We start from the raw sequence: 15,610 nt of genomic DNA, 5'->3' as shown, positions 1-15,610 counted from the left end.
AGATGTCTAAAGACACTGTAGGACGTTATTAACGAGTTTGGAACAGTACGGATACTGTTACAGTTTCGTTGAACTGTCTCGAACTGATCAAAACTCTCTGGCGACTTAATGTGACTGTCTGCAGTTCCAATATGTAAGGTGTAACAGATCCAATGTCGAACTCGTCATCGACGGTCCCCCGCAAACACGTCGTCCGTCTCCGCGAAGCGCTGGAGACGACTTCGAACGCCCTCCGCCTCGGACTGAGACTGATCACGTATCCGGTCCGGTTCGCCGCGTTCTGGCTGGCGGTCGCCCTGCCCCTCCTCTACCCGCCCCTCCTGTACGGCGGCGTCCAAGGGGAGCAGGCGACGCTGTTCGGGTCGCTTCTCGCGCTCAACGCCGCCGCCCTCGTCGTCGGGCACGGTCACGGCAGCGACCGAGGAGACGGCTGACCGAACCGCTTCGACCCGCACGCGACCGCTCTCTCGCCGCCCGCCCTCCTTTTCTTCGACGCTTCGGACCCGCGAGCGCCCTCGACGCGCCGACCGCCGCCCGACGAGCGACGAGCGAGCGTCGCGCCTCGAACCGTCAGAGGTACCGGGGACCACGCCGTAGGCGGCGGTATGACCGAGCAGGACGCCTCCGCGGACGTCGACCCCGAGTCGTACGCCGACGAACTGCGACGCAAGCGCGAGGAGAAAGACGACTTCTTCGGGTCGCACCCGCAGTCTCCGATTCCGCCCGAGGAGCGCGACGACTTCGACGGACTGGACTACTTCGACCCGAACCCGGCCGCGCGCGTCGAGGCGACGGTCGAGGTCCACGACGACCCCGAACCGGTGCCGATGGAGACGACGGCGGGCAACGAGGTCAGATACCTCCGTCTGGTCACCTTCTCCTTCGAACTCGGTGACGAGGCGGTCGAACTCCACGGCTACCAGCAGGAACGCGAGGACGACGAGGCGGTGTTCGTCCCCTTCCGAGACAAGACGACCGGCCAGCAGAGCTACCGGAACGGCCGGTACATCGAACTCCACCCCGACGAACCGCTCGCGGACGGCGAGACGATCGTCCTCGATTTCAACCTCGCTTACACGCCGTTCTGCGCGTACAGCGAGACGTTCGCCTGCCCGCTCCCGCCCGAGGAGAACTGGCTCGACGTGGCCGTCGCGGCGGGCGAACGCGACTGGAACAATAGTAATTAATAATTCTAGAATCGGGGGACGAAAGCGCAATACACATATTCGGCGCCTCCGCAGGGACAGCCATGGGACTGCTCAGTAGCAAGAAAGCGCTCGTCGGTCTGGTGCTGATGGTCGTCGGTACGCTCGCGTTCCTGCCGGGTCTATCCGCAGGCGCGGAGGCTCTCTCGGTGTACGGACTCGCGGTGGCCGCCGTCGTCCTCACGGCGGGGACGTACCTGGTCGGCACCTCCGGCGACGGCCGACCGGTTTAGAACGAGTTCTTCGATTTTCGAGTTCTGACGGGAGAGTGTGAGCTACCGCTGTGGTGTTTGAGTCACTCGAAAACGCCGTCGCTCGGCAGTGTAGCGTCGATAAAGGAAAGGGACGGATTAGTTGCTCGGAGCGGTGTACTCCGACAGCGTGGCGGAGCTTTCGCCGGTTTCGGAGTTCCACACGACGCGGAACGTCTGACCGTTGAGATCGCCGCTTCCGCCCGCGAAGAGCGTATCACCGGCTCCCACAGAAACCCCAGAGCCGAACGCATCGTCATCGGCGAAAGAGTTGGACCTGCTTCCGTCACTGCTGATATCGTCCTTCGCGGTGGCGATATCCACTGCTTTCGTAGCAGTCAGGTTAAGCCGATCCGATTGAATCGTCGCACCTGTCTCGTGGGTGATGGTGACGTTATCTCCGACGGCGTCACCCTCCTCAAAGTCGAAACCGAAGCTGGCCTGCGGCGTCGTTTGCGAGACGCTGCCTCCCAGATTCAGGACGAACGTCCCGATAACTGCGGCGAGGATCACAGTGATGGCGACCATCAAGATAACCCCGATGACCGGTGACACCGCGGAGTCGTCCGTGAACAGTTGTTTGAGTTTCATCGTAGTTCAGTTGTCGGGAGCTGTACCCTCGCTCAGCGTTGCGGAGTTCTCGTTGTTCTCGGAATTCCAAACGACACGAACAGTTTCGCCTTGCCAGCCGGCGGTGGTGTTGTTAAGAACAGCCGTATAGGTATCCCCTGCACTCACCGTCTCATCGGGCCAGTCGTCATCGCCGCTGGCGTCGCTGAGACCAGCCGATGACGTGACGCTAAGTTGTTCTTTGTCTATCGAAGAACCGGATTCGTGCGTGACTGTTACCGAACTATCTTCGAAGTCAAACCCGAACGATGCTTGCGGCGTTGTCTGCGAAACGCTTCCCCCCAGATTCAGGACGAACGTGCCGATAACTGCGGCGAGGATGACGGTGATGGCGACCATCAGGATAACCCCGATGACCGGCGACACCGCGGAGTCGTCCGTGAACAGTTGTTTGAGTTTCATGGTTGCTTGCTCGGACACACTCCGACGACAGGAGAGTCGGCGGCTCTCGTGTTTCCCCCCGGCGACCGACCGGATACGGGCGGCCACTGATTCCATCCCTGCCGTGGCGTGTCTACTCGTCTCCATACACTACAGTAACTTAAATCTAAAGGTCACGATAACCAAACAGTCATATACGAGATAGTCGGTTCATATCCTCTTTAAGTAGTGTTTAAGACGGGGTAGTCGTTCGCTCGGTGACGCCGAACAGGCTAGACAGAATCTATCGAACAAATCGGACGACGGCGAGCGGGGAACGGAGCGTCTCGCGCGTGACGCCTCCGCGGGCGTCCTGTGCCGGAATACTTACCGGGCGATGCTTCTCACGTAAGAGTATGCCATTGACGGATTCTGTTCCCGGAATGCGAGCGGAGTCGCCCGTCCGGAACGCCCTCCTCGCCGTCGCGTATCTGGGGCTCCTGCCGGTCGTTATCGCCTTCCTTCCGGCCGCACTCGCGGTGGTCGTCGGCCTCAACGTCTGCGGCGCGGCCGACCGACTGTCCGCGCTCCCGGGAGTCGGCGAGGGCGGCGTCGTCGCCGCCGGCGTCGGCGCCGGCGTCGGGTTCGCCCTTCTGGCCGCCCTCGGCGTAGTCCTCCCGGACGGACCGGAGACGGACCGGCGGGAGATACCGGGTGCGGCCGTCTTCGAGTCGCGGTCGGAGTCGTCCTCGTCGGTGTCGGCGTCGGACGACTCGGCGTTCGAGACCGAATTGGACTCCGAGACCCGCGTCTGAAGGTCGAGAGAACGGTTTTTACGTCGCGTTCGCGGGTCGGTCGGACGGTGGACGGCGAGCGCCGTCGCTCCGAACTCGTATCGTCTCCGTGAAAATTCGAAGTGCCCGGGGTGGGCTCCGAACCCACGATCTCCGCATGTCCCAGGTCTGAGGCTCGGCGGGCCTCTTCGGGAGCGGGCGGAGGCTTCCAAGGCATACCGCACCGAATCTCAGAAACCCTATGAGTGCGGCGCTATGTCCAGCTAAGCCACCCGGGCTCGTTATTTCGTTGTCCGATGAAGTTCTTTAACCTTCTCATCTGAACCCGCCGGCAGGTGTGCCAGCACGCGCCACGGGAGAGGTCTCCAGCCACCCGCGGATTTATCAGCGAAGACGAATACACCCCCGTATGAGTCAACCGCAGATGGTCCAGTCCGCCCTCGACGGCGAACCCGTGGTCGCCCGCGTCGCCCTCGGCGGGGAGGACGAACTGTACGCCACCCCGACCCGAACCCTCGTCTACCGCTCCGAGGGACTGCTCTCCGACGAGACGGTCGAGGAGTACCCGCACGAGGCCGAACGAGTCGCCGTCTCCGAGGGGCGACGGAAGACGAAGGTCGCGCTCGATTACGGCCTCGACGGCGAGCGGACGTTCGCGCTCTCCAACAAGCACCTCGACCGGGCCCTCCACCCGGTCCTCGAAGGCGTCCTGAAGGCGAACGGCATCCTCGCGGACGACGAATCGGTCGAACGGCTGTTCCGCTTCAGCGAACTCACGCTGGTCGTCGCCGGCGGGCGCGTCGTCAAGCACATCGGCGCGTCGCTGTGGGACGAGGACTTCGAGGAGTACCGCTTCGACGACGTGACCGACCTCCGGTTCGAGGGCGGCAGCGTCGCCACGTCGGTCGTGCTGACCGTCGGCGGCCGTCAGGAGCGGTTCAAGGCGCCGAACGAAGACGCCCGACAGCTCCGCGAGACGCTCGAATCGGCGCTTCTCGCCCACCGCGGGGTCGCCTCGGTCGACGAACTCCGCGCCGCGAGCGAACCCGAGGCGGACGCGACGGATGGCGACGAGCCGGTGGAGGCGAGGAACGTCTCGTTCGGCGACGGCCCGGAACCGCTGAGCGCCAACCCGTCGGAACTCGCCGAGGCGCCGGCGAACGCCACGCGCACCGGACCATCCGAACCGTCCGGCCCGACCGAATCGGCCGAATCGGCCGACTCGACCGCGGAGCCCTCGGCGGACGCCGGCGGCACCGCTCGGCGGGTCGAAGCGCCTGCGCAGTCGGTATCGGCCGCCGCCGCGTCCGCCGACGACGTCGCGGAGGCCGACGCGTCGGCCGATACCGATACCGTGGGTTCCACCCGCGTCGATGTCGACGTCGACGCCGAGAGAGAGCACGTATTCGACGCCGACGCTGACGCCGCCGACGACGCGAGCGGCTTCGAGGGGTCGGGGTTCCAGTCGGCCGCGACCGACGCGAACGAGCGCGTCGCGGAGGAACTCGCCGAACTGCGCGCGACCGTCGAGCGGCAGGGCGAGGAGATACGCGAACAGCGAGCGCTCGTCGAGCAACTCATCGAGGAACTGCGCCGCGGTCGCTGACCCGACCGTCGAGTCGCGCGTTCGACCCCGGGGTCGGCCTCGCTTCCTACGACCGACCGAGCACTTTCTCGATACAGGAGGAGCCGAACGGCCCGAGTTCGCCCGACTCGAAGCGGACGAAGTGGCCCGTCGAGAGGCCGGCGCCGCAGCGCCGACAGGTGAACTCCCCCTCGCGGCGGACGACCTGACTGTCGAAGCGGACGAACGTCCCGCCGCGGCGGGTCAGGATGCGGCCCCCCTCTCGCTCGATGACGCCGCGGAGTTCCGCGGCGTCGAGAATCTCCCGCGTGAGCGTCGGGTTCGTCGTCACCGTCTCGATGCGGTCGACGGCCTCCGCGACGGAGAGGTCGTCCGCCTCCACGTGCGCGAGCAGGTCGACGCCGAGTTCGACCCGCTCCGTCCGGTCCAACTCCGCGACCGTCGGCGGCGACTCGGAGGAGCGGCGTTCGGCCCCTTCGTCGCTCCCGTCCTCGGTCCCGCTCTCGCGTCCGCCGCCGGCGGAGCCGTCGCTCCCGGCGTAGGCGGACAGGTCCGACTGCGTCTGCGTCTCCCGGTCGTCGTCCACGGCGTTCGCCCGCACGTGGGCGGCGCACGAACAAAAACGCACCGCGGCCGGTCCGCTCTCCCGCCGCTCCCGGCCGCGCGGCACAAGGCGTATAGCCCCGCGTACGAGAGAGGCGTCCGATGAAACGCCCTCGCGTCGACTCGCGCGTCGCGGTCGGACTCGCGCTCGCCGCCGTCGCCGCCGCCGCGGTCCTCCTCTCGCCCGACGCGGCGCTCTCGCAGGCGGCGTGGGTCGCCGCCGACCCCGTCCGCCTCGTCGCCGCGACGCTCGCCCTCGCCGTCGTCCGCCCGTTCCTCGCGTGGCCGACGACGCTGCTCGCCCTCGTCGTCGGCTTCGGGTTCGGCCTCGCCGGCCTCCCGTTCGCCCTCGCGCTCATCGTCCTGACCTCGATTCCGCCGTACCTGTTCGCCCGCCGCTACGGCCGGACGGGCCGCCTCGCGGCGGCGGGCGAGTCGTTCGTCGAGCGAACCGGCGACGTGCGGAGCGTCGTCCTCAGCCGCCTGATTCCCGCCCCCTCCGACGTCGTCTCCGTCGGCGCCGGCGTGGCGGGCGTCCGCCTCGGCGCCTTCGCCCTCGGGACGGCCATCGGGGAGATTCCGTGGGCCGTCGCGGGCGTCCTCGCCGGCGCGTCCGCCGAGACGCTCGCGGCCGGCGACCTCGGGGCCGTCGTCGACCCGAGACTCGTCGCCGCCGCCCTCCTCGCCGCGGCGCTGCTGGCGGCGCCGGCGCTGTACGAGTGGTACGACGAGCGCGGAGAACGGGTCGACGACGGCGACGCGGCGTGAGCGCCTTACCTCATTCGAGCAGCGACCGCCCGGTCATCGCTTCGGGCTGTTCGACGCCCATCAGTTCGAGCATCGTCGGCGCGATGTCGCAGAGCGACCCGCCCGCGCGGACGGTCCGCCCGCCGTCGTCGCCCTCGGGCGTGAGGTAGACGAACGGCACGGGGTTGGTCGTGTGGGCGGTGTGCGGCGACTCGGGCGTCCCCATGTCGTCGGCGTTGCCGTGGTCGGCGGTGACGAGGAGGTGTCCGCCCGCCTCCCGCACGGCCCCGATCAGGCGACCGAGTTGCGCGTCGACCGCTTCGACCGCCGCGACGGCGGCGTCGAAGACGCCCGTGTGTCCGACCATGTCGGGGTTGGCGTAGTTGAGAACCATCGCGTCGGGGTCCTCCGAGCCGATGAGGTCGATGGCGGTGTCGGTGAGTTCCTCGGCGCTCATCGCCGGTTCGAGGTCGTACGTCGCCACGTCGGGGCTCTCGATTATCCGCCGAATCTCGCCGTCGAACTCCACCTCGCGGCCGCCGTTGAGGAAGTAGGTCACGTGCGCGTATTTCTCGGACTCCGCGAGTCGGAGTTGCGTCTTCCCCGCCTTCGACAGCGTCTCGCCCAGCGTGTCCTGCGGTTCGCGCGGCGGAAACGCGACGGGGAACGGGAACGTCTCGTCGTACTCGGTCATCGTCACGAGCCGAATCTCCGGCGCGTTCGTGTCGAACTCCCACTCGGGTTCGGTGTTCGTGAGCATTCGGCAGAGCTGTCTCGCGCGGTCCGGGCGGAAGTTGAAGAAGACGACGGCGTCGCCGTCGTGGAGGGCCGGCCCGCCCGCTATCGTCGTCGGTTCGACGAACTCGTCGGTGTCGCCGCGGTCGTACGACTCGGTGACGGCGTCGACGGCGGAGGCGGCCTCGTGGTCGGCCTCGCGGTTCACGATGGCGTCGTAGGCGCGGCGCGTGCGCTCCCAGTTCTGGTCTCGGTCCATCGCGTAGTACCGCCCGGAGACCGTCGCCACGTCGCCCGTTCCGTGGTCCTCGGCGACGGCTTCGAGTTCGGCGAGGTAGTCCTCGCCGCCGTGCGGGTCGGTGTCGCGCCCGTCGGTGAACGCGTGCGTGACGGCCTCGACGCCCCGGTCTGCGGCCATCTCGACCAGCGCGTGGAGGTGTCCCTGCTCGGAGTGGACGCCGCCGTCGCTGACGAGGCCCATGAAGTGGACGCGGCCGCCCGTGTCCTCGACGTGGTCGAACGCGGACTCCAGGGCGTCGTTCTCGAAGAAGGAGCCGTCGTCGATGGCGTCCTCGACGCGGGTGTACGCCTGTCTGACGACGCGGCCCGCGCCGATGTTGAGGTGGCCCACCTCGCTGTTGCCCATCTGCCCGTCGGGGAGGCCGACCTTCCGACCGGACACGTCGAGCGTCCCGTACGCGCCGGCCCCCGCGATGCGGTCGAAGTTCGGCGTGTCCGCCGCCTTCACCGCGTCGCGTCTGTCGTGGTCTCCGAGTCCCCAGCCGTCGAGGATGACGAGCGCAGCCTGCATATCCGAGGCGACGGCGGCGAGCGGTAACTAGGCTTCGCTTGGCGCGGACGGTCGTTCACGGTCGTTCGGTCTGGTTCCGGGTTTCGACGCTCGGGCCGACGTGAGTGACACGGTTGCGACCCCTCCGAGCGCGGACCGGAACGCGACCGCGAAAGAAGAGCCGACGACCGACCGAGACGCGACAGCTACTTTCGGTAGCCGCGCGTCGGGGGAATCGAATGGACGACGCGACGACGGAGTCGGGGGACGGCGCGAGTCTCAGGCGGCCGGTGCCGGAGCGCTGGGTGCAGTACTACCTCGGCAACGGACCGAGTCTCGGATGGCTCCTCCTCGTCAACGCCTCGGCGTTCTTCCTCGGCGTCAGCTTCTACGTCCACTCCGACCCGTCGCTCGCGGACGTCAGCTCTCTCCTGTACCCCCTGTTCGGCGACTCGCCGGCGGCGCTGGCGCTGGCGACGCTCTCCTTCGTCACGCTCGCCCCGCGCGTCGGCGAGCGAGTCACCGACGCGCCGACGAACGGCCTGCTCGCCGTGATTCACACGCTGGCGTTCGTCTGGTTGGTGAAGTACGGCGTCTGGACCGCCGTCGCGCTCAACCTCCGCCCGGACCTCTACTTCGGCTTCACGCCCGACCTGCTGTGGGAGTACTGGGGCATCATGCTCACGCACCTGTTCTTCCTCGTCGAGGCGGTGGCCATCCCCTACTACGGGAAGACGACGACGGGCGCGCTGGCGCTGGCGCTGACGCTGGCGCTCGTCAACGACGTGTACGACTACGGGTTCGGGTTCTACCCGCCGCTCCGCTACGAGGCGGGCGCACTGCTGGCCGGCATCACCGTCGCGCTGTCGTTCGCGTCGGTGGCGCTGGCCGCGTGGATGTTCGACCGGCAGGAGGGGGCGTCGGCGGGCGCGGCGGCCGAGCGGTGAGGTCCGAATCCGGACCGACAAGTCAGTAAACCTCATCACGTCCCGTGATTTACCTGTGGTTATGGACTCCGCGGTACTGTTAGACCTACTCGGTAACGAGAACCGGCGGCGCATCCTCCGGTTGCTGTCGCACAAGCCCTGCTACGTCACCGAGATAAGCGAGTACCTCGGAGTGAGTCCGAAGGCGGTCATCGACCACCTGCGGAAACTGGAGGAGGCCGGTCTCATCGAGAGCCGAACCGACGACCAGCGGCGCAAGTACTTCCACATAACGCGCAACCTCCGACTCGAAGTCAACGTCTCCCCGTACGGGTTCGGGGCGAAGAGCGCCTACCCCGCGAGCCCGAACCTCGACATGAGCGGCCGGTGTCCGCATCTCTCCTTCGACATCCCGCGCGAGGACGCCCAGGACCTCGACGAACTCGCGCGGGAACTCGGCCACCTCGCCGACCTCGAAAACGAACTCTCCCTCGCGCAGCGCTGGGTGCACGGCCGCATCACGAACGTCCTCGACCGCCTGAACGACCGCATCGGCGCCGACGCCGACAGCCGCTTCCACGCGGAGGCGCTGGCGGCCGTCGCCCGCGGCGAAGGGACCGTCGAGGGCGTCGCGCGCGAACTCAACGCCTCCTACGAGGCCGTCGACGAGGCGATGCACCGACTCGCGGAGCGCGGACTGATCGACAAAGAGAAGGGCGAAGGCTGGGTCGTCGCCGGCGGCACCGTGGCGTAGGCCGACCCGACCGCGGACACGAACCGTCTCCGAATCCTCGCGCCACTCGATACCGCCTCAGCGGAGTGCTCCGACCAGTCTCGACCCGCCGTAGATTCCGACGAGAGCGGTCACCCGACCGGCGAGATACGTCGCCGCGAACAGCGCGCTCACCACCGGGTGATAGGAGAAGAGCGCCGCGTACGTGCCGAACACGGCGCAGAGATGGGCCACACGTACGCCCGGAGAGCGAAAGAGACGCTCGACCGAGGCCCGAAACTGCACGAGAAGCGGGACGCCCGCGCCGAACGCGAGACCCGGAGCGGTGCCGACGAACACCGCGAGAACGACCGACGACGGTTCGGGTTCGAGCGCCGCGAGTCGGGACGCGGCGACGAGGGCGAACACCGAGGCGAATCCGGCCGCCTACAGCGCCGTCTGCGCGAGACCGAGGGCAAATGATTTCGTCGCCGTGAAGTCGACCGACTCGGCGGATAGCAGTCCGCGTATCCGGTGGAGGGCCATCGGTAGAAGTGGCAACGATACGACTAAAACGCTGTCGGAGTCGTCCGGAACGAACTCACACCTCTCGCGTCAGTCCGTCGCGCAGGTCGCGGCCGAGGTAGTGGCCGAGAACAGACGCGAGGAGACCCGCCCCCGCCCCGGCGCCCGCGATGGCCGGACCGTACTGCGCCACGAGGTCGATGGCGAACGGCGCGAAGAAGGAGAACATCGTGCTCGCGACCAGCAGCAGACCGGAGACGAGCGCTCCGGCCGCGCCGACTTCGAGATACCGGCGGCGCTCGGAGAGAAGGCCGACGCCGAACCCGACGGCGAGCAGACCGAGGAGGCCGCCGAAGAGGCCGACCAAGGGGATGCCGTTTCCGAGGACCGCGGCGGCGAACGACGCGAGGAGGACGCCGAGGAACGCCTTGGGGGCGAACAGGCGTCCGAGGCGACTGCCTCCGGCGGACGATTCGGGGGACGCGCCCGACGCGTCCGCCGCGCCCGACCAGCCGTCGAGGTCCGAATCGGCTGCGAATTCCGTGGCGGAGCGCTCCTCCTCGTCGGTCCGTTGCATGGCCGAGAGTGCGCGCGCCGGGCGTATGGCTCTTGCGCCGTTCCGGGCGGGCGCCCCGGCCGGGAGGGAGAAAGGGAGATTTCAAGTCCGGTCCGGCGGTACCTCGCGGTATGAACCCAGGGGACCGCGTCCGCGTCGACCGCGCGGGCGTCACGAACGAGGGCGTCCTGATGCCGTCGTCGACGCCGGAGCATCTCGTCGTCAAACTCGACGGCGGCTACAACGTCGGCGTCGACCGCGCCGAGGCCGATGTGGACGTACTGGAGACCGACGTGTACGACGTCGAGGACGCCCAATCGGAGTCGAGCACCTCCGAAATCGCCTTCGACGACGACCTGCCGACCGTCTCGCTCATCTCGACGGGGGGGACCATCGCCTCCACCGTCGACTACCGCACGGGCGCCGTGACCGCGCAGTTCGACGCCGAGGACGTCCTCCGGGCCGTCCCGGACCTCGCGGGCCGGGCGAACTACCGCGGGCGCGTCGTCGCCAACATTTTGTCGGAAAACATGACGCCCGACGTGTGGCGCGACCTCGCCGAGGCCATCGAGGACGAAATCGAGGCCGGCACGGACGGCGTCGTCGTCATGCACGGCACCGACACCATGCAGTTCACGGCGGCGGCGATGTCGTTCGTGCTCGACACGCCCGTCCCCGTCGTGTTCACGGGCAGTCAGCGCTCGGCGGACCGCCCCTCCTCGGACAACGTGATGAACGCCGTCTGCGCCGTCGAGGCCGCGAAGGCCGACTGCGCGGAGGTGATGGTGTGCATGCACGGCTCGGAGTCCGACGACGTCTGCGCCCTCCACCGCGGCACGCGCGTGCGCAAGAACCACACCTCCCGCCGCGACGCCTTCGAGACGGTCGGCGCGAAACCGCTGGGCGAGGTGGACTACGAGACGGAGGCGGTCACCTTCCGCCACGACCACGCCGACCGCGACGGGACCGAGTTCGCCATCGCTTCCGACCTGAACGAGAGCGTCGACCTCCTGAAGTTCACGCCCGGCATGGACGTCGACGCCTACGCCGAGTTCCTCCGCGGGCGGGACCTCGACGGCCTCGTCGTCGAGGGTACGGGGTTGGGACACGTCCACACCGACTTCGTCCCCGTCCTCGAAGAACTGGTCGAGTCGGGCACCGTCGTGGCGATGACGACCCAGTGCATCGAGGGGCGGGTCTGCGACCGGGTGTACGATACCGGCCGGGACCTCTTGGACGCGGGCGTCGTCGAGGCGGGCGACACCCTGCCCGGCACCGCGAAGGTGAAACTCATGTGGGCGCTGGCGAACCTCGCGGACCCGGCGGAGGCGATGGGGCGGTCGCTGGCCGGCGAACTGACCCAGCGGTCGGTGCCGTGGGAGTGAGCGTCCCGTGACCGACGAAGGGACGACGAGCGACTTCGTCGAGTACGCGCGCGTCGAGGACGAGACCGGCGCGGAAGTCGTCGTCCGCGCCGCCCGTCCCGAGGACTACGACGCCGTCGCCGCGTTCACCGCCGACACGTGGGCCGACCGCGGTGGCAGCGACTACATCCCCGACATCTACCACGACTGGATCGCCGACGACGACGGCGAGACGCGTCAGACGCTCGTCGCGGACCTGGGCGACGCCCCCTCCGAGGACCTCGGCGGCATCGTGCAGGTGACGACGCTCTCGGCGTGGGAGGCGTGGGCGCAGGGGATGCGCGTCAACCCCGACTACCGCGGCCGCGGACTGGCGAAGACGCTCTCGGAGGCGACGTTCGACTTCGCCCGCGAGGCGGGCGCGACGGTCCTCCGGAACATGGTGTTCTCGTGGAACGTGAAGAGCCTCGGACTCACCCGCAAGGCGGGCTACGACCCCGGAATCGAGTTCCGCTGGGTGCACCCGCGACCGGACGCCGACGCGGGCGTGGACACCGACCCGGCGGCCGACGTCCCCGTCCGGACCGGCGAGGACGCCGACCCGGACGCCGCGTGGGCGTTCTGGTCGGACTGCGCGGTGCGGAGCGAACTGGCCGGTCTGGCCCTCGACAGCGAGGAGTCGTGGGCGGTGTCGTCGCTGACACGGGATAGACTGCGCGAGGCCGCCGGCGAGGGCGGACTCCTCGTCGTCGGCGGCGGTCCCACCCGCGGGTTCGCCGTCCGCGGCCGGTCGTACGACCGGGAGAACGAGGACGGGGAGAGCGAAACGTGGGTCGAGTACGCCGTCGGCGCGTGGGCGCGGGGGGACGAAGACGCCGCGGAGGCACTCCTCGCCGCTATCGGCCGCGACGCGGCCGGCGTCGGCGCCGACCGGACGCGCGTGCTGATTCCGGAGGGCGTCGAGTGGGTCACCGACGCCGCCCGCGCGCGCGTCGACGTCGCGGAACAACCGACGTTCGTGATGGACGCCGACCTGACGTGACCTAACCTAACGCGATAACGCAGGCGCCGAACCGCCGCGCGCCCGGCGATGCGACTCGACGGCGCTCGATTCCGAACTCGAACCGACCGAGAGCGGCGGCGCTCGCGGTGCGGGTCAGAAGAAACGGAGGACGGCGGCAGAGTGCCGCGGTGGGCGTCAGGTGGGTGCGCCTCCGGTGTCGAGGCGCGGTTCGGTGGTGGTGCGGTCGCAGCAGGTGGTCAGTCCGATATCGCGTTCAGTCCGAGGCGGCGACTCGGGGTTCGTCCCCGCCGGCGTCGACGCCGGCCATGCCGAGCACGTCGTCGAAGAAGTCCAGCGAGTCGTTGGGGCCGGGGTGGGCCTCGGGGTGGTACTGGCGGGTGATGACGTTCAGGTCGTCGTTCTCCAGTCCCTCGGCGGTGTCGTCGTTGACGTTGACCTGCGTGACGTTCAGGTCGCCGGGTTCGCCGACGGTGTAGCCGTGGTTCTGCGTGGTCATGACGACTTTCCCGGTGTTGAGGTCGCGGACGGGTTGGTTGACGCCGCGGTGGCCGAAGGCCATCTTCTCGGTGGTGCCGCCGAGAGCGCGCGCGATGACCTGCTGGCCGAGGCAGATGCCCGCGAGGGGAACCTCGCCGACGAACTCCTCGACGAGCGACTGCGCCTCCGTGAAGTTCGCGGGGTCGCCCGGGCCGTTCGAGATGAACAGCACGTCGGGGTCGAGTTCCTCGATGGTCTCGGCGTCGGTGTCGTGCGGCAGGACGTGGACGTCGGCGCCGCGTTCGTTCAGCGAGTCGACGATGGACATCTTCGCGCCGCAGTCGACGAGTGCGACGTCGGTCTCGCCGCCTCCCTCGTAGGTCTCGTGCTCGACGGTGCTGACCTGCGCGCCGATGTCGGTGTGCTCGCTCATGCCCTTGCACTGCGCGAGTTCCTCCTTCGCGTCCTCGGGCGTCGCGTCGTCGCCGACGGCGATGCCGCACTTCATCGCCCCCTCCTCGCGCACGGCGGTCACGAGGTCACGGGTGTCGATGTGGTCGATGGCCGGCACGCCCTCCTTCTCGAACCACTCGACGACGTCGTCGGTGAACTCGCGGGCGATGGCGGCGCGTGGGTGAATCCGGTCGGACTCGAACCGCTCCTCTCGGACGCCGTAGTTTCCGATGAGGGGGTACGAGAAGGTGAGGACCTGCTCCTCGTAGGAGGGGTCCGTGAGGCTCTCTTCGTATCCCGTGTACGCGGTCGTGAACACCAGTTCGCCACGTGTGCGTCCCGGAGCGCGACCGCGCGCTTCGACGACGCGGCCGTCCTCCAGAGCCAAGTAGGCGTCCGACATTACGAGAAACACACGGAAGCCGGGTCTATAAATGTTGCTTTCGAAGCTGAGTTACGAATTTCGTAATCGGTAAGGCCGTGCGGTGGGCAGTGGAGACATGGACGAGTTGGACCGGCGGATTCTCGACATCCTCCGACGGGACGCGCGGACGCCGTACACGGAGATAGCCGAGCAGGTCGAAACGTCCGAGGGGACGGTCCGGAACCGCGTCGAACGCCTGACGGACGACGGCGTCATCGAGCGGTTCACCGTCTCCACCCGCACGGGCAACATCAAGGCCATGATCGAGGTGTCGGTCAAGGTGGACGTCGACACGACGAAGATTTCCGAACTGATGGCCGAGTGGGACGAGGTGGACTTCGTCTGGCAGGTGTCGGGCGAGGAGGACGTGGTGCTCGTCGTCGACGCCGCGGACACGCGCGCGGTGAACGAACTCATCACGCAGGCCCGCGAACTCGACGAGGTCAAGAGCACGAAGACGCGCCTGATTCTGGACGAGCGACTCGGTCGAAGCCCGTAGCGGCAGAACAGTTATCCGGTTGTCAGTTCCAGTGTCAGCCGATGGCAACCGACGACGCCGTCGACGTTCGGGCTCCCCTCCTGACGATCATCGCGATGTCGCTCCTCTTGGTTTCGGGAACGGACTTCGGCCTGTTCGCGCTGGTTCCCTTCGCACTCATCGTCGTCGCCGTCGCACAGGTGTGGCGCGTGACGGGCCGAGAAACGGAGAGGTAGCCTGCATCCGCCGTCTACTGCGGACTCGACCCGCCGTCCATCGCGCCCTTCGCGTGGTGGATGCGCGTGTACGCCCGGTCGAGTTCCTCCTCGAACCGGTTGAGGTTCACCACGGCCTCCGTCTCGCCCGAGCGGATGGCGTCGGCGACGGCGGCGGGCGTGAGTTCGTCGGCGTCGACTAACGTGTACGCCCGCCCGACCTCGAAGGGGTAGTGCGCGTCGCTGCCGCCGGTCAGCGGCAGGTCGAGTCGCTCCGCGAGTTCGCGCGTCTGCACCACGTGCTCGGGGTTCTTCCCGTTCAGTTCGACGGCGTCGAAGTCGGCCTCGGTGTCCCGGAGACTGCTGTTTCGGTAGGGGTGGGCGACGATGGCCGCACAGCCCCTGTCGTGCGCCTCGTCGACCGCCTCGGCGGGCGTCAACTCCCCCGCCCGCGTCCGACTCGGCGGGTCGGGGCCGACGACGAGGAGGTGCCCCATCGTCGTCGACACCTCGATACCCGGAATCGTCGGGAACCGCCGCTGCGAGGCGTAGGCGTAGTCGTGGTTCGTCACCGCGACGGCGTCGAGTCCGCGCAGGCGCCCCGCGAGGGCGGACAGCGAGAGGCCGACCGGGTCGAAGCGCGTCGGTCGGCCGGGCGACCAGTGGAAGAAGCGAGAGTGCGTGTGAAGGTCGACGGCGAACACGACCCGTTCGAGGGGGCGGTACGCCTTTGTTCTTCTGCCCCGGAGCACCGGC

20 protein-coding genes and 1 tRNA gene are annotated in these 15,610 nt (G+C 68.1%); 12 read left to right on the top strand and 9 right to left on the bottom strand.

The window, feature by feature from the left end; all coding sequences use genetic code 11:
• Positions 1 to 152 precede the first annotated feature (152 nt).
• The 3 genes from NDI79_RS10060 to NDI79_RS10050 all read left to right on the top strand — a co-directional run bounded on the left by NDI79_RS10060 (position 153) and on the right by NDI79_RS10050 (position 1,438).
• Positions 153 to 434, top strand: coding sequence for a DUF8028 family protein (locus NDI79_RS10060; RefSeq protein WP_310928333.1), 282 nt, complete (start codon positions 153 to 155; stop codon positions 432 to 434).
• Positions 435 to 605: 171 nt separating this feature from the next.
• Complete coding sequence (locus NDI79_RS10055; RefSeq protein ID WP_310928332.1) at positions 606 to 1,187, top strand: DUF1684 domain-containing protein; 582 nt, start codon at positions 606 to 608, stop codon at positions 1,185 to 1,187.
• A 62-nt stretch (positions 1,188 to 1,249) separates the two neighbouring features.
• A complete protein-coding gene (locus tag NDI79_RS10050) occupies positions 1,250 to 1,438 on the top strand; it encodes a DUF8178 family membrane protein (protein ID WP_310928331.1) in 189 nt (62 codons plus the stop codon).
• Between the two features lie 117 nt (positions 1,439 to 1,555).
• Here NDI79_RS10050 and NDI79_RS10045 read toward each other — a convergent pair whose 3' ends face one another.
• Both NDI79_RS10045 and NDI79_RS10040 read right to left on the bottom strand, forming a co-directional pair.
• Positions 1,556 to 2,047: a type IV pilin domain-containing protein gene (locus NDI79_RS10045; protein ID WP_310928330.1), complete on the bottom strand. Its 492-nt coding sequence runs from the start codon at positions 2,045 to 2,047 to the stop codon at positions 1,556 to 1,558.
• A gap of 6 nt (positions 2,048 to 2,053) precedes the next feature.
• Positions 2,054 to 2,488, bottom strand: coding sequence for a type IV pilin domain-containing protein (locus tag NDI79_RS10040; RefSeq protein WP_310928329.1), 435 nt, complete (start codon positions 2,486 to 2,488; stop codon positions 2,054 to 2,056).
• Between the two features lie 374 nt (positions 2,489 to 2,862).
• Here NDI79_RS10040 and NDI79_RS10035 point away from each other — a divergent pair, with 374 nt between their 5' ends.
• Complete coding sequence (locus NDI79_RS10035) at positions 2,863 to 3,261, top strand: hypothetical protein (RefSeq protein ID WP_310928328.1); 399 nt, start codon at positions 2,863 to 2,865, stop codon at positions 3,259 to 3,261.
• A gap of 102 nt (positions 3,262 to 3,363) precedes the next feature.
• Here NDI79_RS10035 and NDI79_RS10030 read toward each other — a convergent pair.
• Positions 3,364 to 3,518 (bottom strand) — tRNA-Met (locus NDI79_RS10030).
• 131 nt (positions 3,519 to 3,649) lie between these two features.
• On the opposite strand from NDI79_RS10030, the gene NDI79_RS10025 reads away from it, so the two are divergent.
• Positions 3,650 to 4,846, top strand: coding sequence for a DUF7115 domain-containing protein (locus NDI79_RS10025; RefSeq protein WP_310928327.1), 1,197 nt, complete (start codon positions 3,650 to 3,652; stop codon positions 4,844 to 4,846).
• Positions 4,847 to 4,892: 46 nt separating this feature from the next.
• On the opposite strand, the gene NDI79_RS10020 is transcribed toward NDI79_RS10025, so the two are convergent.
• Positions 4,893 to 5,255 (bottom strand): DUF5830 family protein, encoded by a 363-nt coding sequence (locus NDI79_RS10020; RefSeq protein ID WP_310928721.1) that lies wholly within the window; start codon positions 5,253 to 5,255, stop codon positions 4,893 to 4,895.
• 275 nt (positions 5,256 to 5,530) lie between these two features.
• Between NDI79_RS10020 and NDI79_RS10015 the strand changes: the two genes are divergently transcribed.
• The gene (locus NDI79_RS10015) at positions 5,531 to 6,196 is read left to right on the top strand and encodes a TVP38/TMEM64 family protein (RefSeq protein ID WP_310928326.1); all 666 of its coding nucleotides are present in this window, start codon (positions 5,531 to 5,533) and stop codon (positions 6,194 to 6,196) included.
• A gap of 10 nt (positions 6,197 to 6,206) precedes the next feature.
• Here the strand turns inward: NDI79_RS10015 and gpmI are convergent, their stop codons facing one another.
• Complete coding sequence (gpmI, locus tag NDI79_RS10010; protein WP_310928325.1) at positions 6,207 to 7,721, bottom strand: 2,3-bisphosphoglycerate-independent phosphoglycerate mutase; 1,515 nt, start codon at positions 7,719 to 7,721, stop codon at positions 6,207 to 6,209.
• A gap of 218 nt (positions 7,722 to 7,939) precedes the next feature.
• On the opposite strand from gpmI, the gene NDI79_RS10005 reads away from it, so the two are divergent.
• Both NDI79_RS10005 and NDI79_RS10000 read left to right on the top strand, forming a co-directional pair.
• Positions 7,940 to 8,647: a DUF1405 domain-containing protein gene (locus NDI79_RS10005; protein ID WP_310928324.1), complete on the top strand. Its 708-nt coding sequence runs from the start codon at positions 7,940 to 7,942 to the stop codon at positions 8,645 to 8,647.
• A gap of 61 nt (positions 8,648 to 8,708) precedes the next feature.
• Positions 8,709 to 9,380 carry a metalloregulator ArsR/SmtB family transcription factor gene (locus NDI79_RS10000; RefSeq protein WP_310928323.1) on the top strand — a complete coding sequence of 224 codons (672 nt, stop codon included), beginning with the start codon at positions 8,709 to 8,711 and terminating at the stop codon, positions 9,378 to 9,380.
• 57 nt (positions 9,381 to 9,437) lie between these two features.
• Here the strand turns inward: NDI79_RS10000 and NDI79_RS09995 are convergent, their stop codons facing one another.
• Together NDI79_RS09995 and NDI79_RS09990 are read right to left on the bottom strand one after the other, a co-directional pair.
• On the bottom strand, positions 9,438 to 9,767 hold the full coding sequence (locus NDI79_RS09995; RefSeq protein WP_310928322.1) for a DUF8100 family protein: 330 nt from the start codon (positions 9,765 to 9,767) through the stop codon (positions 9,438 to 9,440).
• A gap of 172 nt (positions 9,768 to 9,939) precedes the next feature.
• Positions 9,940 to 10,440, bottom strand: coding sequence for a hypothetical protein (locus tag NDI79_RS09990; protein WP_310928321.1), 501 nt, complete (start codon positions 10,438 to 10,440; stop codon positions 9,940 to 9,942).
• A gap of 110 nt (positions 10,441 to 10,550) precedes the next feature.
• Between NDI79_RS09990 and gatD the strand changes: the two genes are divergently transcribed.
• A complete protein-coding gene (gatD, locus tag NDI79_RS09985) occupies positions 10,551 to 11,804 on the top strand; it encodes a Glu-tRNA(Gln) amidotransferase subunit GatD (RefSeq protein WP_310928320.1) in 1,254 nt (417 codons plus the stop codon).
• Positions 11,805 to 11,811: 7 nt separating this feature from the next.
• Positions 11,812 to 12,825, top strand: coding sequence for a GNAT family N-acetyltransferase (locus tag NDI79_RS09980; RefSeq protein WP_310928319.1), 1,014 nt, complete (start codon positions 11,812 to 11,814; stop codon positions 12,823 to 12,825).
• A gap of 235 nt (positions 12,826 to 13,060) precedes the next feature.
• On the opposite strand, the gene carA is transcribed toward NDI79_RS09980, so the two are convergent.
• The gene (gene carA, locus NDI79_RS09975; protein ID WP_310928318.1) at positions 13,061 to 14,140 is read right to left on the bottom strand and encodes a glutamine-hydrolyzing carbamoyl-phosphate synthase small subunit; all 1,080 of its coding nucleotides are present in this window, start codon (positions 14,138 to 14,140) and stop codon (positions 13,061 to 13,063) included.
• Between the two features lie 97 nt (positions 14,141 to 14,237).
• On the opposite strand from carA, the gene NDI79_RS09970 reads away from it, so the two are divergent.
• Together NDI79_RS09970 and NDI79_RS09965 are read left to right on the top strand one after the other, a co-directional pair.
• A complete protein-coding gene (locus NDI79_RS09970) occupies positions 14,238 to 14,660 on the top strand; it encodes an Lrp/AsnC family transcriptional regulator (protein WP_310928317.1) in 423 nt (140 codons plus the stop codon).
• 41 nt (positions 14,661 to 14,701) lie between these two features.
• A complete protein-coding gene (locus NDI79_RS09965; protein ID WP_310928316.1) occupies positions 14,702 to 14,875 on the top strand; it encodes a hypothetical protein in 174 nt (57 codons plus the stop codon).
• A gap of 14 nt (positions 14,876 to 14,889) precedes the next feature.
• Here the strand turns inward: NDI79_RS09965 and NDI79_RS09960 are convergent, their stop codons facing one another.
• Positions 14,890 to 15,606: a PHP-associated domain-containing protein gene (locus NDI79_RS09960; protein ID WP_310928315.1), complete on the bottom strand. Its 717-nt coding sequence runs from the start codon at positions 15,604 to 15,606 to the stop codon at positions 14,890 to 14,892.
• Between the last annotated feature and the right edge of the window lie 4 nt (positions 15,607 to 15,610).

The organism is Halogeometricum sp. S3BR5-2 (assembly GCF_031624635.1).
Taxonomy (GTDB): Archaea; Halobacteriota; Halobacteria; order Halobacteriales; family Haloferacaceae; genus Halogeometricum; species Halogeometricum luteum.
This window is presented reverse-complemented; position numbering and strand designations above follow the sequence as displayed.